Here is a 14,620-nt window from a genome sequence, read left to right as displayed (position 1 = left end):
TGTTCCTTTCACAGCTCGACGGCGGGCTCGGTGGCCCGCTCGCCGTCGACGATCCTGCGCAGGACGAAGCGCTGCAGCTTGCCGCTGGTGTTGCGCGGCAGGGCCGCGCAGAACCGCACCTCGCGGGGGTACTTGTAGGGCGCCAGGATCCCCTTCACGTGGTCCTGGATCTCCTTGGCCTTGGCGTCGTCGCCCACCACGCCGTCCCGCAGCACGACGAAGGCGCACACGACCGAGCCGCGCTCCGGGTCGGGCTTGGCGACGACACCGGACTCCACCACGTCCGGGTGGGTGTCGACGGCGGCCTCCACCTCGGGGCCGCCGATGTTGTACCCGGAGGAGACGATCATGGCGTCGCTGCGGGCCCGGTAGTAGAAGTAGCCGTCGTCGTCCCGGTGGAAGAGGTCACCGGTGACGTTCCAGCCGTCGACGACGTACTCGTCCTGGCGCGGGTCGTCCAGGTAGCGGCAGCCGACCGGGCCGATCACCGCGAGCCGCCCCACCTCGCCGGGGCCGAGCTCCCGCCCGTCCAGGTCCAGCACGGCGGCCCGGCAGCCCGGCAGCGGACGGCCGGTGGCACCGGGGCGGATGTCGTCGCCCGCCGCCGCGATGAAGATGTGCAGCAGCTCGGTGGCGCCGATGCCGTCGATGACCCGCAGCCCGATCCGGTCGCGCAGTTGCTCCCAGGTGGTGCTCGGCAGGTGCTCGCCGGCGGACACCGCGGCCCGCAGCCCGGCGAGCCGCCGCTCCTGCCCGTGCCGCAGGATCGCCCGGTAGGCGGTGGGCGCGGTCGCGAGCACGGTGACGCGCTCGCGCTCCACGTGCTCCGCCAGCTCCAGCGGCGTCGCCGACTCGGTCAGCAGTGCGCAGGCGCCGGCTCTCAACGGGAAGACGGCGAGCATGCCCAGGCCGAAGGTGAAGGCCAGCGGCGCCGAGCAGGCGACCGTGTCACCGGGGCCGAGGCCGAGCAGCGGGCGGCCGAAGGTGTGGTCGATGGAGAGCACGTCGCGGTGGAAGTGCATGGTGATCTTCGGTACGCCGGTGCTGCCCGAGGTCGGGCCGAGCAGCGCCACGTCGTCCGCGGCGGTCGGCACGTCGGCGAACTCGCCCGACTTCGCGGCGGCGCGGGCGACGAGGTCGTCGGGGCCGGTGCCGCCGTGCGCCACCACCGCCATCGTGGGGAGGACGGTGTCCCGGACGGCCAGCGCGTCCGCGGTGAACCGGTGGTCGACCAGCGCGACCGCCGGCCCGGTCCGCTCCACGACCGGCGCGAGCTCCCCGGCCCGCAGCGCCGCCATGGTGGCCACCGCCACCCCGCCGGCCTTCAGCACGCCCAGCCAGGCGGCGACCGCCCACGGGTTGTTCGGCGAGCGCAGCAGCACCCGCCCGCCGGGGACTAGCCCCAGGTCCTCGGTCAGCACCTGGGCGATCTGGTTGGCCCGCAGCCGCAGCAGCCCGTACGACCAGGTCTCCCCGGCCGGGGTGCGCAGCGCCGGCAGGTCGGGTCCGTGGATCAGCACGGCCCGGTCGACGAGCTCGGTGGCGGCGTTCAGCCGCTCCGGGTACTGCAGGTCGGGGGTGGTGAACTCGATCACCGGCCACCGGTCGGCCGGGGGCAGGTGGTCGCGGGTGAAAGTGTCCAGGTGGGCCGAGGGTGAGAGCTTCAACGGGGGAGTCCTTCCATGGCGGTGACGCACGAGGTCAGACGGTGCGGATCATGCCCTCCTGGGCGACGGTGGCCAGGTGGCGGTGGTCGCGGGTGAAGAAGCGGCCGGTGCCGAGGCCGCGGCCGCTGTCCGCCGCCACCGCCTCCTGGACGTAGAGCAGCCAGTCGTCGACCGGCCCCGGGCGGTGGAACCACATCGCGTGGTCGAGGCTCGCGGTGACCAGCCCGGGCATCGCCCACGGCAGGCCGAGGACCCGCAGCACGGGCTCCAGGACGGTGTAGTCGCAGACGTAGGCCAGCGCCGCCCGGTCCCGCTGGGCGTCGGTCAGTCCCTCGACCGGCCGCAGCCGGTCGAACGGCCGGACCCACACCGCCTGGCAGGGCGTCTGCTTCCCCTCGACGGCGAGGTAGAGCGGGCCCGGTACGTGGCGCATGTCGAAGCTCCGCCCGCCCGACCAGTACGCCCTGGACTCCTCGGTCATGGTGCCGCCGACCCGCCCGGCGAGGTACTCGGCGGAGGTGGGCAGGTCCTCGGGCGCCGGCACCTCCAGGTCGAGCTCGGGCCCGGCCTCGAAGGTCCCGCCCGGCTCGCCGGCGGCGAAGTTGGCCAGGCAGACGTAGACCGGCTTGCCGTTCTGGTAGCCGCGCACCTGCCGGGTGCTGTAGCCCCGGCCGTCCCGCAGCAGCTCCACCTCGTACCGCACCGCGGCGCCGATGTCGGCCGGCCGCAGGAAGTAGCCGTGCATGGAGTGCAGCGACTTGCCGTCCGCGACCGACCGCATGGCCGCCGCCGCGGCCTGCGCCACCAGGTCGCCGCCGTACGCCTTCGGCCACGGGCAGGGCTGGGTGGTGGCGGTGAAGGCGAGGTCGAAGTGCAGGGGCTCGGCCGGGGCCAGGGTGACGGCCGCGGTGAACACCGCGGAGGTGGGGACGTCGGCGGCGGTCACCGGTCCTCCCAGTCCCGCAGGTCGGCGTCGGCCACGTCCGGCAGGTTGACCACGATGTTCTCCGGTGTCCTGGTGGTCATCCAGACCAGCGGTTTCGTCCGGGACAGGTTGCACTCCACGTGCGGCATGAAGGGCGGCACGAAGACCCAGTCGCCCTCCTCCATGTCGAGGTAGTCGGCGAACTCCTCGCCGAAGTAGATCCGCGCCCGGCCCGACAGCACGTAGCCGCCGGTCTCGGCCTCGCCGTGGTGGTGGGAGACCGAGCGGTAGCCGGGCTCGTTGCTGACCTTGCCGAACCACAGCCGCCTGGCCGGAGTGTGCTGGATGCTCACACCGGAGACGCGGACCGCCCCGCCGGAGTCGGCGGTGCCCGGGTCCTCCAGGCCGCGGCGGGTCACCACCGGGGCGACCAGGCCGCTCGGCAGACGGTACATCGAGTTGTCGCCCTCGAGGCGGTACGTGCGGGGCTCGGGCTCCATGCGGACGGCTCCGTTTCGTGCGGCGGACGTCGGCGTGCCGGTCAGGTCCCTGCCGTGACCGGCGCCATGGTGGTGTCGAAGGAGGCTGCTGCCGGGCCGGCTCTGCTCCGCCCGGCGCCCGGGCCGCTCGGTCTCTCGTTTTTTTCACGACCGTCATCTATTGTCAATACGCCCCGCCCGGCCGGGCGGACCGGCCCGACGCAGCCCCGACCGGAGGTGGCATGACGCCCGTCGCCGTGAACCCGGACACCCTTCCCGCACCGAGCGGCTACTCGCACGGCACCCTCGCGGGGAACACCCTCCACCTCGGCGGGCAGACCGCCCTCGACGCCGACATGCGGATCGTGCCGGGCGGCATCGTCGAGCAGTTCCGCCAGGCGTTCGGCAACGTCCTCACCACCCTCCGCGAGGTCGGCGGCGAACCGCAGGACCTGGTCAGCATCACCCTGTACCTCACCGACATCCCCGGCTACCAGGCCCACGGCAAGGAGATCGGCAAGGTCTGGCGGGAGCTGGCCGGCCCCGTCTACCCGGCGATGGCCGGCATCGGCTGCACCGCGCTCTGGCAGCCCGAGGCCCTGATCGAGATCCTCGGCGTGGCCGTGATCCCGGACGAGCGCCTGGTGCGCCCCGGCGACCGCGACAGGCCGGCCGCCCCCGCCAGCATCGACCATTCCTGACGAGCGCCACGGATCCGTGAGAAGGGCAGCATGAGACTCGCATCCTTCACCGTCGACGGCCGCCGACGGGCCGGCGCGGTCGACGAGGCCGCAGCGGCCGTCGCCGTGCTGCCCGAGCGGCTCGGCACGGTCGACGACCTCGTCCGCGGCGGCCCCGCCGCCCTCGACGCCGCCCGGGCCGCCGCCGACGGCGCCCCCGTCCTGCCGCTCACGGCCGTCCGCCTGGAATCACCCCTGCAGCGGTTCAACCGGGACATCCTCTGCACCGGCTGGAACTACTGGGACCACTTCGAGGAGTCCCGCGGGAAGCGCGGGCACGAGGACCCGGACCGGCCCATCCGGCCCACCTTCTTCACCAAGGGCCCGGACACCGTGATCGGCCCGGGCGACGACATCGCCTACGACGCCGCCCTGTCGACCCAGTGGGACTACGAGGCCGAGATCGCCCTCGTCATCGGCCGCGACGGCCGGTCGATCCCGGAGAGCGAGGCGCTGCAGCACGTCCTCGGCTACCTGGTCGCCAACGACGTCTCCCAGCGCGACCTCCAGCGGGCGCACGGCGGCCAGTGGCTCAAGGGCAAGAGCATCGACGCCACCATGCCGCTCGGCCCCTGGCTCACCACCGCCGACGAGGTGCCCGACCCCGGTGCGCTGCACGTGCAGTGCGAGGTCAACGGCGTTCTCCTGCAGAACGCGTCCAGCGCGCAGATGGCCTTCCCCGTGGCCCGGCTGATCGCCGAACTCAGCCGCGGCATGACCCTCCGCGCCGGCGACGTCCTGCTCACCGGCACCCCGAGCGGCATCGGCAGCGCCCGCGACCCGCAGATCTTCCTGGACGACGGCGACCTCGTCGTCACCCGGGTCGCCGGCCTCGGCGAGCTGCGCAACCGGGTGGCCGCGACCGCCCTCGTGTGAGCGCCCGGTGTGAGCGCCCCGGAGTGAGCGCCCCGGAGTGAGTGCCGGCGGCCGGTGCCGATCACGCGATCCGCGTCGATCATGCGAGCGGGGTGACGATAGGCTGCCCGGTGACGGGTCCCACGGACAGCACCGGCCCGAGGCGAGGAGAGCGCAGCTGTGACGGCCGGGCACGAGGAGTCACCCGCGACCGGCCGCGACGCGCGGCACGGCCCGCTGATCATCACCGCCTTCGGCCTGTACGCGCGGGGCGAGCAGAACTGGCTCTCCGTGGCGTCGGTGGTCCGGCTCATGGCCGACCTCGGGGTCGAATCGCAGGCGGTGCGCTCCTCGATCTCCCGCCTCAAGCGCCGCGGCGTGCTGGAGAGCGGGCGGCACGAGGGAGCGGCCGGCTACTCGCTCGCGGCGCAGGTCCTGGAGACCCTCGCGGAGGGCGACGTCCGGATCTTCGAACGCGTACGGGCGGTCGCCGAGGACGGCTGGATCCTGGTGGTCTTCTCCGTCCCCGAGTCCGAGCGGCAGAAGCGGCACGAACTCAGGACCAGCCTGACCCGGCTCGGCTTCGGCACCGCCGCGCCCGGCGTGTGGGTCGCACCGGGCAACCTCGCCGCCGAGACCCGCCGGACCCTGGAGCGCCGCGGCCTCGCCGGCTACGTCGACCTCTTCGCCGGCGACCACCTCGCCTTCGGTGACCTGCGCACCAAGGTCCGCAGCTGGTGGGACCTGGACGAACTCACCGCGCTCTACGCAGACTTCCTGCGCCGCTACCGACCGGTGCTCGACAAGGTGAAGGCCGGCGGCATCTCCCCGCAGGAGGCCTTCCGGGTCTACGTGCCGATGCTCACCCAGTGGCGCCGCCTGCCCTACCGGGATCCGGGGCTCCCGCTCGCGCTGCTCCCGCCCGGCTGGAACGGCGTCGGCGCGGGCCGGCTGTTCGACGAGCTGAACGCCGGACTGGGCCCGGCGGCCCGCGAGCACGCGCTCACGGTGATCCACGCCGGCGAGTAGCCCGCTCCTTCGGGCCCCGGGCGCACGGATGCGTCCGGCCCCCGGCCTGCCCGCCGGGAACCGGACGCGGCACCGCGCCACTGGGACGCGGTGCCGTGCGGACCGGTGCCGTCCGGATCGGCGCCGTCCGGACCAGTGCCGTCCGGATCGGCGCCGGTCCGGACCGCGCTATCCGAAGGTGAACCAGTTGATGTTGACGAAGTCGGCGGGCTGGCCGCTGGTGAAGGTCAGGTAGACGTCGTGGACACCGGTGGTGCGGCTGATGTCCGCCGGTACCGTGCGCCAGGTCTGCCAGCCGCCGGTGTTCGCGAGGGCGAAGCTGCCGACGGGTGTCGCCGTGGGGCTGCCGAGCCGGACCTGGACCAGGCCGCTCACCCCGGCGGCCGCGCCGGAGGCGACCCGGGCGCTGAACCGGGTCGCCCCGGCGGTACCGAAGTTGACGGCGGCGAACTTCAGCCAGTCGCCGTTGGCGAGCCAGCCCACGTCGGAGCCGCCGCCGGTGTCGGAGCAGGCCTCCACCTGGGCGCCGGACTGTGCGGCGAACGCCTCGGCCTGGATGGTGGCGAAGGCGCTGCCCGTGCCACCGGTCGCGGTCGCGGTCGGTGTCGCGGTCGGTGTCGGCGTGCTTCCCCCGCCGCCGCCGGCCACCCCGCCGACGGTGATGGTCCACCGGGTGGGGCTGCCCGACTGCACCTTGCCCTCGAAGTCCACCCCGGCCGGGTGCACGTCGTCGTACGGGAAGGCGTAGCCCAGCCCGTCGGGGGTGGTGCCGTGCAGGATCCGGGCGTAGTGGTTGGTCCGGGGCTTGGTGTAGAAGGCGGCCGGGTTCTCGGCGGTCGGCTGGTTGGGGTTGTCCAGCAGGGTGGTCCGGTTGAAGGCGGCGGCGAGTCGGGCGCTCAGGTTGCCCATGACGTCGTTGCCCGTGGTGAAGGGCGCGTCGCTGCACGAGAAGATCGACAGGGTCGACGGCCGGGCGAAGCTGCCCACCCCGGGGAAGGTGAGGGTGTCGCCGTTCACCCGGCCGGTGACGGTGCCCCAGGTGAACTGGGTGTCGATCTTCAGGTCGGTGGAACGGTACTTGGTCCACACCTGGTCGACGTAGCTGTCGAAGTAGCCGCTGAACAGCGAACTGTTGCCGCGGATCGCCAGGTTCGGGCTGAGCACGCGCAGGTCGGAGCCGTTCTTGTTGACGATCAGCCGGCTCCAGTCGCTTCCGTCGGCGGCGGACTGGGCCCGCAGCGCGGCGGCCACCCGGGACAGCCCGTCGGCGGGCAGGCCGCGGACCGTCTGGGTGCCCTGCCCGGTCTCCAGCTGGAAGGCGATCGGCAGGCAGACCATGTCCACAAAGGTGATGTTGGCGTACAACTGGTCGTTGTTGAACGTGAATTCGCAGAAGTCGTGGCGGACGTTCGCATTGGGGTCACTGGGGTTGCTCACCGAGGGCAGGGCCAGTCCGCCGCCGCGGTTCATCAGGAAGGTGAGCTTGGCGCCGACGGCGAAGTAGATACGGCCGCTGTCGAGCCGGGGAAGTGTCACCCGTCGCGGCCCGGCGCCCGAGGCGTTCAGCGCGATGGCACAGTCGACGCCCAGCGGCGTCTGGTCGTTGGCCGGGTTCGGCGGGTGGTACAGGCTCGTCCCGTCCGCCTGGACGAAGGCCCAGTTGCCGCCCGCCGCCGGGTCCCGGCCGAGGACGTAGGCGTACACGGTGTTGTTCCCCGTGGTGTTCGCCAGATCCAGCGGCAGGGTGGTGGTGGTCGACGCGCCGGCGGCCGACTGGAGCCAGGTCACCACCGCGGGCACGGTGAGGGCCACGCCCGCCGTCGCGGCGAGGAGCTTCCGGCGGGATATCGGTCGTTGGTGACGTGGCGTCATGGTGTGGGGGTCCGTTCTCCGCGAGGTCGGGTGGGGAGCGGGGGGAGGGAGCCGGCGCCGTCACTGAGGGTAGTGAGAGCGCTCTCAGATCTGATGCGGCGTCGCCCGTGGGCCTGAATATTACGGAGCGGCAACCCTCATGGCAATGTCAGGTGCACGCAACCGCGCGCACCTGACCTGCACCTTTGTCCGACCGTCGGTTGCTTAACCCTCTCTTAAGCCTGGTTTGATGCGCAGAGAGGGCTCTCGGCACCGTCACGGTCGGGCATTCACTCGCCCCGGGAGTCCTGGGCGTCCGGGGCGATCGGCGCCGCCTCGGTGGCGACGGCGATCCGCACCAGATCGGGAAGGAGCGCGGCGAGCCCGTCCACGTACCGCCCCACCTCGGCGCGGTCGGGCAGCGGGTGGTAGACGAAGCAGACCGAGTCCCGCTGGACGCTGACCGCGGGGGCGCCCAGGGCCTCCAGACGATCGATCAGGTCGGTGGCGATGACGAGGTCGCGGAGCACCGGGGTGCGGCCGTCCCCGGCCATCGGGATGTACAGGCCCGGCGCGAGCACCTTGACCCGCAGGGCCTCGGCGCTCCAGGTCCGTTCGAGCCGGATCATCGGCACGCGCCCCGGGAGTTCGTAGTGGAACACCAGCCAGTGCAGGCCGCGCCGCTGTTCCAGCCGGATGAACCGGGCGACGGTGACCTCGCGCCCGTCCCCGCCGGGACCGGTGGCCGTGGTGCTGCGCGGCACGTCCAGCCAGGGGTAGTGCGGGACGTACTCCCGCCACGGTTCGCCGGGCTTCATCACCCGCCAGCCGGGGCGGCCGGCCAGCGTCCGCAGCATCCGCTCCGAGCCCCCCGCCCGCCGCGCCGTGCGGATCTCCCGAGTCATTCCGAAGGCGATCGGCGCCATCAGCAGGGCTCCGAAAAAGATCCAACCGAACATGACGAGTCCCCCTCACTGTCCCGTCCGCGACCTGCGGCGCGGGGACATCCACCGTTCCTCGCACCGTAGGTGACGTCGCCGACACCGCAGCCGGTTGCCGGCGCGGCGGGCCGGCGCCCGGTCAGGTGGGTTCGGCCGAGCCGGTGAGGCGGAGTTTGCGCTGGGCCCGCTGGTAGAAGGTGGTGTGGCCGAGGCGGACGACCTGTGCCGCAGCGGGGACCATCGTCACCTCGACGACCTGGCCCGGGCTCACCCGGCCGACCAGCCGGCCGTCGGCCTCCACGGCCAGGTCGCCGCTGTGCGACAGCACTTCGAGGGCGAGGTGCTCCCCGGCGGACAGGAAGACCGAGCGGTTGAACGCCGAGTGCGGGGCCACCGGGGTGATCAGCAGCCCCTCGGCGGCGGGGGAGACGATCGGGCCGCCGGCCGAGAAGCTGTAGGCGGTCGACCCGGTCGGGGTGGCGACCACGACCGCGTCCGCGGTGTACCGGACGAACGGCTGGTTCTCGACGTGCACGGCGACCGCCGCCGACCGGTGTCCGGGGCTGCGCAGCAGCACGATGTCGTTGAGCGCCGTCTCGACGTCGTCCCCGAGGCGGACCCGGACGCCGGAGCGCGGCTCGACGCTGAACCGGTGGCCGTCGATCGCGTCGAGCGCGGCGGGCAGTTCCGGGATGTCGACCTCGGCGAGGAAGCCGAGGCGTCCGACGTTGACCCCGAGGACGGGCGCGTGGCCGCCGACCACCAGGCGCAGCGCGCGCAGCATGGTGCCGTCCCCGCCGAGGCTGATCAGCAGGTCGGCGGTCTCGGTCATCTCCTCGTCCCCGACCGGCACCGTGCGGCAGCCGATCCGGGCGACCTCGTCCGCGAGGCCGAGGACCTTGGCGCCGCGGGCGCGGCTCCAGTCGAGGACGGCGTCCACGGTGGGCGCGCACTGGCGTTCGGGGTGGAGCACCAGCCCCACCGTGCCGATGTATCCCATGCGGTCCACCTCGCTGTCGGTCGGGGCCCGCCGCGGCTGCCGGTCAGGACGGTTGCGGCGCGGCTCCGTTGTCGTCGGGCGCGTCGGGCGCGGTCAGCGGCAGGCGTACCTGGAACCGGGTGTCGCCAGGGACGGACTCCACCCGGAGGTCGCCGTGGTGCTTGTTGACGACGATCCGCCAGGAGATGTCCAGGCCGAGTCCGGTGCCCTGGCCGACCGGCTTGGTGGTGAAGAACGGGTCGAAGATGCGGTCGCGGATCTCCTCGGGCACCCCGGGCCCGGTGTCGGCGAACTCGACGAGCAGCCGGTCGCCCTCCCGTGCGGTGCGGACGGTGAGCGTGCCGTCCCCGCCGCCGTCGTTCATCGCGGCGACGGCGTTGTCGATCAGGTTCGTCCACACCTGGTTGAGCTCGCCTGGGTAGGCGGGGATCGGCGGCAGGGCGCGGTCGTACTCCTTGACCACCCGGATCCGGGGGCCGATCTTGCCGGAGACCATCAGCAGGGTGCTGTCGAGCAGCTCGTGGACGTCGGCGGTGCGGTAGGGCGCCCGGTCCAGCTGCGAGTACTGCTTGGCCGCGGTGACGAGGGCGGAGACGCGGTTGGTCGAATCCTCGATCTCGTTCATCAGCAGTTCGGTCTCGACGGTGTAGTTGAGCCACTTCATCGCGCCCGCCAGCGAGCCCTCGTCGACGGCGGCCGCGACCTGCTCCAGCCACTCGGTGTCGAGACCGGCCTGGACGAAGGTCGGCGCCATCTGCCAGCCGCCGTCGATGCCGTGGTCGTCCAGCCAGTCGCTCAGAGCGTCCTCCCGGTCGGCGGCCTCCAGCGGGCTGAGCGAGAGCGCCTTGGCGACCCGCTCCGCCGTCCGCTCCTGCACCTCGACCAGTGCCTCCAGGCTGTCGCGCCGGTACGGGCCCGCCGCGATCGCGCCCAGCTTGTGACGCATCCCGGCGACCCGCTCGCGGAGCGCGGAGGTGGCCCGGACGGCAGCCGCGGCCGGATTGTTGAGCTCGTGGGTGAGCCCCGCGGACAGCGCGCCGAGGGCCATCAGCCGCTCCCGCTGGCCGACCGCGGCCTGCGCGCTCTTGTAGCCGAAGAACAGCCCCTCCAGCAGATGGACGGCCATCGGGAACCACTCGCGCATGATCTGCGCGAAGCACTCCGCGGGCAGCACGTAGAACCGCGAGTGCTCGGCGACCTTCAGCGAGCTGTTGTAGACCTGCGGCACCCGGTCGCCGAGGTAGGACTGGAAGGCCCCGGCGTACACACCGCGGTCGGAGGTCCGGGTGACCTCCACGTCGTAGTCCCCGACCCGGCGGGAGAGCACGACGGTGCCCTCCAGCAGCACGTAGAAGCAGGTGGCCGGGTCGCCCTCGGCGTACACCGGGCCTGGTTCGAAGGCCAGCACCGAGCCCTCCCGGCAGAGCCGGTCGAGCTGCTCGGGCGCGAGCTTCTCGAAGAGGAAGAGCGAGGAGAGCTCGTGCGGGTCGCAGGGCAGCGGGGCGGCGGTCATGACTGCTCCAGGTAGCGGTGCGCGAGCATCACGGCCATCGCCCCCTCGCCCACCGCCGAGGCGACCCGCTTGGCCGACTCCGCGCGGGCGTCCCCGGCCACGAACACCCCGGGCACGTTGGTCTCCAGGTGGTAGGGCGGCCGCTCCAGCTCCCAGCCGGCCGGCCGCCGGCCCTCGGGCGCCAGGTCGGGGCCGGTCAGGATGAACCCGCGGGCGTCCCTGAGCACGGCGCCCTCCAGCCACTCGGTGCGCGGCGCCGCCCCGATGAACACGAACATCCACTGGGCGTCCACGGTCTCGGTGCCGCCGGTCTCCGTGTCGCGCAGCGTGAGCCGCTCCAACTGGTGCTCGCCGTGCGCCGCCTCCACGACCGTGCAGCCGCGGACGGCGACCGTGGGCGCCTCCTCGACCTGCTGGACGAGGTAGTGCGACATGGTGGCGGCCAGCGACGGCCGGCGCACCACCAGCGTCACCGACTTGGCGCTGCGGGCCAGGTACAGCGCCGCCTGGCCGGCCGAGTTCGCGCCGCCGACGATGTAGACGTCCTGGCCCCGGCAGGCGGCGGCCTCGGTCAGCGCCGAGCCATAGAACACCCCGCAGCCGGTCAGCTCCGCCACGCCCGGGGCGTCGAGCTGCCGGTACGACACGCCGGTCGCCAGGATCACCGTGTGCGCGGCGATCGCCGAGCCGTCGGAGAACCGGACGACCCGCGCCGACCCGCTGGCCTCCAGCCCGGTGACCTCGCGCGCGGTGAGGATCTCCGCGCCGAACTTCGCGGCCTGCCGCCGCGCCCGGTCGGTGAGCTGGGCCCCGGACACGCCGTCCGGGAAGCCGAGGTAGTTCTCTATGCGCGAGCTCTGGCCCGCCTGGCCGCCGGTCGCCGAGCGCTCGACCAGGACGGTGCGCAGCCCCTCCGAGGCCCCGTAGACCGCAGCCCCCAGGCCGGCCGGACCGCCTCCGATGATGACCAGGTCGTAGAAGCCGGCCGCCGGTGTCGTGGCCAGGCCCACCCGGGCGGCGAGGTCGCGGTCGGCCGGCTCCACCAGCGCCGAGCCGTCCGGGGTCACCACCAACGGCAGCCGGCGGCCGTCCTCGCCCGCGGCGGCCAGCAGCCGCCGGCCCTCGGGATCGTCGGAGGAGTACCAGCGGTACGGCACTTCGTTGCGCGCCAGGAACTCGCGGACGGACGATGAGCGCGCCGACCAGCGGTGCCCGACGACCTTGGTGACGGCCACCGGCCGGTGCTCGTCGGCCCGCCAGGCCTCCAGCAGGTCGTCGAGGACGGGGTAGAGCTTCTCCTCCGGCGGCTCCCAGGGCTTGAGCAGGTAGTGGTCGAGGTCGACGATGTTGATCGCGTCGATGGCCGCGCCGGTGTCGGCGTACGCGGTGAGCAGCACCCGCCTCGCGTCCGGGTAGATGTCGAGCGCCTGCTCCAGGAAGTCGATGCCGCTCATGGCGGGCATCCGGTAGTCGGCGATGATCACCGCCACCAGGTCGCCGCGGAGCTTCAGCTCGCGCAGGGCCTCCAGCGCCGACTCGCCGGACTCGGCCCGCAGGACCCGGTACGACTCGCCGTAGCGCCGCCGCAGGTCGCGGGCGACGGCACGGGAGACCGAGGGATCGTCGTCCACGGTGATGAGGACGGTCCGCGCCGGAGTGTCGGCCTGAGCCATGGGGACCCCGTCCCGAGCTGATCGGCTTTCCGCCCGGGTGCCACCCGTCCGGCCGCACCCGTGCGCCGGTCACCCATCCTAGGGATGATCCGGGCAGATCACCACGAAAGGTGCGAAGGGTGCCGGTCAGGAGTCGCCGCGCCCCAGCACCTCCAGGGCGAACGCCCGGGTGCCCGCGACGTGCTGCCGGGCCAGGTCGGCGGCGGCCGCCGGGTCGCCGGAGCGATCGCGGCGAGCAACTGCTCCTGCTCGGTGCACATCGGCGAGGTGCTCTCCGGCCCGGAGGTGAGGCGGAACAGCCGGCGCAGCCGGCCGTCCAGCGGCGCCATCATGTCCTGGAGCAGCGGATTGCCGGACAGCTCCACGATCGCCCGGTGGAAGTCGGCGTTCAGGCCGACAGTCTCTCGCAGCCGGCCCGCCTCGGCGGCCTTCCGCGTCCGGGCCAGGATCCGCTCCAGGCCGCGCAGCCCGGCCGGGGTGGCGTTCCGCGTGGCGAGCTCGGCGGCCAGCGCCTCCAGTGACTCGCGGACGGCGAAGTAGTGCTCCGCCTCGGCCGCACCGAGCCGCTCCCGGGCGGCGGCCAGCCCCTCCACCCCCGCCAGGCCGTACGCCGGGGCCACGTCCACGTGCGCCCGCACGGCCCGGGTCCCCCGGGTCACCGCGTGCGCGAGCAGCCGGTGGGCCCGTTCGGCGAGCGGCGTCCGCTGGTGCTCGTACAGGTCGACGTCGCCGCGCACGTACTCGGGCAGCGCGTCGGCCCGGACGGCGGCTGTACCAGGGCTCGCCCCAGGCCGTCCTGTCCCGGGTGGATGTGCGCGTCCACCAGCGTCGGCAGGGCGATCCGGCCGCCCCGTCGACGACCTCCACCGGGACGTCCGCAGGCACCCGCTCGGCCAGCAGCCCGTCCACGGCGATCAGATCGACGGGCGCACCGGCGCCGAACGGCCGGACACCGCGGAAGACGGTGACGGTGGATGAGGTCATGATTTCGTCTGTTTCGGGGCGGTTTGTGCGTGTCCACCAACCAACCCGAACGGGCGCCACCTCGTCAAACCGCCCCCGACGGCGGGCGATCGACTCCGGGGGAACGGGACGTCGGACGAGGAACTTCCGCCGGAAGCCGTCCACCTCCCGGGCCGGGACCGCCCCGACGCGGTGTCAGTCTCCGGAGCGCAGCGGCACGGCCTGCTCGTCGGTCCGGACCTCCTGCAGCAGGCCCCAGGTGAAGTCGGCCGTGCAGGGATGCGGGCGGCCGGCCGCGTCCGGGGCGGTGAAGTCGAGCTGCCAGCGGGTCGGCGCACTGCCCTCGCGCGGGACGGCGGGCGGGAAGGCCGCGCCGACGTCCGACACGACGCAGCGCCACGGCGCCAGGTCCGCCAGCGTCCGCAGGCGGGGTGCCGGTGCGCCCGGTGCGCGGACCAGCCACTCGTTCCAGGGCGGGGAGGCCTCGCCGGCCGGCCCGAGCAGGATCTCGAACCGCAGCTCCGGCCAGAGCGGCAGCGTCCAGTGCTGCGCGGTGCAGTCGAGATCTCCGATCCGGCGGGGCAGCACGGCCTCCGGCGGGCCGAGGACGGCCGTGTAGCGGCGGGCGCCGTGCGGGAGGCGGCTCGACCGGAGCATCGCCTGCCATCGCTTGTTCGCCTCGCGCATGCCGGCCCGGGTGGCCCCGAGCCGGCGCACGGCCTGTTCGACCAGCTCGGGGCGGAAGTCGGCCATGCGGCGCAGCAGGACGAGCTGGAACTCGGTGGTCGCGAAGCCGTGGATCGCCATCCGTCCAGGCTAGAACGCGGCCTGCGGATCGGCCCGGACGCGGGCGGTACGGGCGGACCACCCGACTGCCCGCGCGCCGTTCGGGCGGATCCGTGTCCGCCACTCGGCAGACTGGTGGAACGGACAAGCGGCGCTGCCAGAGCGGGGTCTGACGGGGGCACTCATCCCCGGGCGGGT

Annotated in this window: 13 protein-coding genes and 1 pseudogene; 3 read left to right on the top strand and 11 right to left on the bottom strand. The window is 73.4% G+C overall.

Annotated features, from left to right (window positions below; all coding sequences use genetic code 11):
* Positions 1–8: 8 nt before the first annotated feature.
* Genes AB0P35_RS30875 through AB0P35_RS30865 form a run of 3 tightly spaced genes read right to left on the bottom strand, consistent with a single transcriptional unit; the run spans position 9 to position 3,092 of the window.
* Entirely contained in the window at positions 9–1,667 is a 1,659-nt protein-coding gene (locus tag AB0P35_RS30875; RefSeq protein ID WP_363517333.1) for an AMP-binding protein, read from the bottom strand.
* Between the two features lie 34 nt (positions 1,668–1,701).
* Positions 1,702–2,613, bottom strand: a complete 912-nt coding sequence (locus AB0P35_RS30870) for an acyl-CoA thioesterase domain-containing protein (protein ID WP_363517330.1) — start codon at positions 2,611–2,613, stop codon at positions 1,702–1,704.
* Entirely contained in the window at positions 2,610–3,092 is a 483-nt protein-coding gene (locus tag AB0P35_RS30865; RefSeq protein ID WP_095871201.1) for a cupin domain-containing protein, read from the bottom strand. The genes AB0P35_RS30870 and AB0P35_RS30865 overlap by 4 nt, the downstream gene beginning before the upstream one ends.
* A 221-nt stretch (positions 3,093–3,313) precedes the next feature.
* Between AB0P35_RS30865 and AB0P35_RS30860 the strand changes: the two genes are divergently transcribed.
* The 3 genes from AB0P35_RS30860 to AB0P35_RS30850 all read left to right on the top strand — a co-directional run bounded on the left by AB0P35_RS30860 (position 3,314) and on the right by AB0P35_RS30850 (position 5,695).
* Positions 3,314–3,772, top strand: coding sequence for a RidA family protein (locus tag AB0P35_RS30860; protein ID WP_363517326.1), 459 nt, complete (start codon positions 3,314–3,316; stop codon positions 3,770–3,772).
* 30 nt (positions 3,773–3,802) lie between these two features.
* Positions 3,803–4,687, top strand: coding sequence for a fumarylacetoacetate hydrolase family protein (locus AB0P35_RS30855; RefSeq protein ID WP_363517323.1), 885 nt, complete (start codon positions 3,803–3,805; stop codon positions 4,685–4,687).
* 159 nt (positions 4,688–4,846) lie between these two features.
* Positions 4,847–5,695: a PaaX family transcriptional regulator C-terminal domain-containing protein gene (locus tag AB0P35_RS30850; RefSeq protein WP_363517320.1), complete on the top strand. Its 849-nt coding sequence runs from the start codon at positions 4,847–4,849 to the stop codon at positions 5,693–5,695.
* A 168-nt stretch (positions 5,696–5,863) separates the two neighbouring features.
* Here the strand turns inward: AB0P35_RS30850 and AB0P35_RS30845 are convergent, their stop codons facing one another.
* From AB0P35_RS30845 to AB0P35_RS30810, 8 genes and pseudogenes are all read right to left on the bottom strand, one after another.
* Positions 5,864–7,567, bottom strand: a complete 1,704-nt coding sequence (locus AB0P35_RS30845; protein ID WP_257018839.1) for a beta-1,3-glucanase family protein — start codon at positions 7,565–7,567, stop codon at positions 5,864–5,866.
* A gap of 269 nt (positions 7,568–7,836) precedes the next feature.
* Positions 7,837–8,505, bottom strand: a complete 669-nt coding sequence (locus AB0P35_RS30840; protein ID WP_363517317.1) for a hypothetical protein — start codon at positions 8,503–8,505, stop codon at positions 7,837–7,839.
* Between the two features lie 121 nt (positions 8,506–8,626).
* Positions 8,627–9,487 carry an NAD(+)/NADH kinase gene (locus AB0P35_RS30835; RefSeq protein WP_363517315.1) on the bottom strand — a complete coding sequence of 287 codons (861 nt, stop codon included), beginning with the start codon at positions 9,485–9,487 and terminating at the stop codon, positions 8,627–8,629.
* A gap of 43 nt (positions 9,488–9,530) precedes the next feature.
* The gene (locus AB0P35_RS30830; protein WP_363517312.1) at positions 9,531–11,000 is read right to left on the bottom strand and encodes an ATP-binding protein; all 1,470 of its coding nucleotides are present in this window, start codon (positions 10,998–11,000) and stop codon (positions 9,531–9,533) included.
* Positions 10,997–12,673 (bottom strand): FAD-dependent oxidoreductase, encoded by a 1,677-nt coding sequence (locus AB0P35_RS30825; RefSeq protein WP_363517309.1) that lies wholly within the window; start codon positions 12,671–12,673, stop codon positions 10,997–10,999. Before AB0P35_RS30825 ends, AB0P35_RS30830 begins: the two co-directional genes overlap by 4 nt.
* Positions 12,674–12,771: 98 nt before the next feature.
* Complete coding sequence (locus tag AB0P35_RS30820; protein WP_363517399.1) at positions 12,772–13,266, bottom strand: FCD domain-containing protein; 495 nt, start codon at positions 13,264–13,266, stop codon at positions 12,772–12,774.
* Positions 13,243–13,657, bottom strand: a pseudogene (locus tag AB0P35_RS30815) (cytosine deaminase); the annotation flags it as partial. The pseudogene AB0P35_RS30815 and the gene AB0P35_RS30820, both read right to left, overlap by 24 nt.
* 174 nt (positions 13,658–13,831) lie before the next feature.
* Positions 13,832–14,443, bottom strand: coding sequence for a hypothetical protein (locus tag AB0P35_RS30810; protein WP_363517306.1), 612 nt, complete (start codon positions 14,441–14,443; stop codon positions 13,832–13,834).
* Positions 14,444–14,620: the final 177 nt, after the last annotated feature.

It is taken from the genome of Kitasatospora sp. NPDC085879, assembly GCF_040686255.1.
Taxonomy (GTDB): Bacteria; Actinomycetota; Actinomycetes; order Streptomycetales; family Streptomycetaceae; genus Kitasatospora.
The sequence above is the reverse complement of the archived record's forward strand: the minus strand, read 5'-3'. Positions and strand labels throughout refer to the sequence as shown.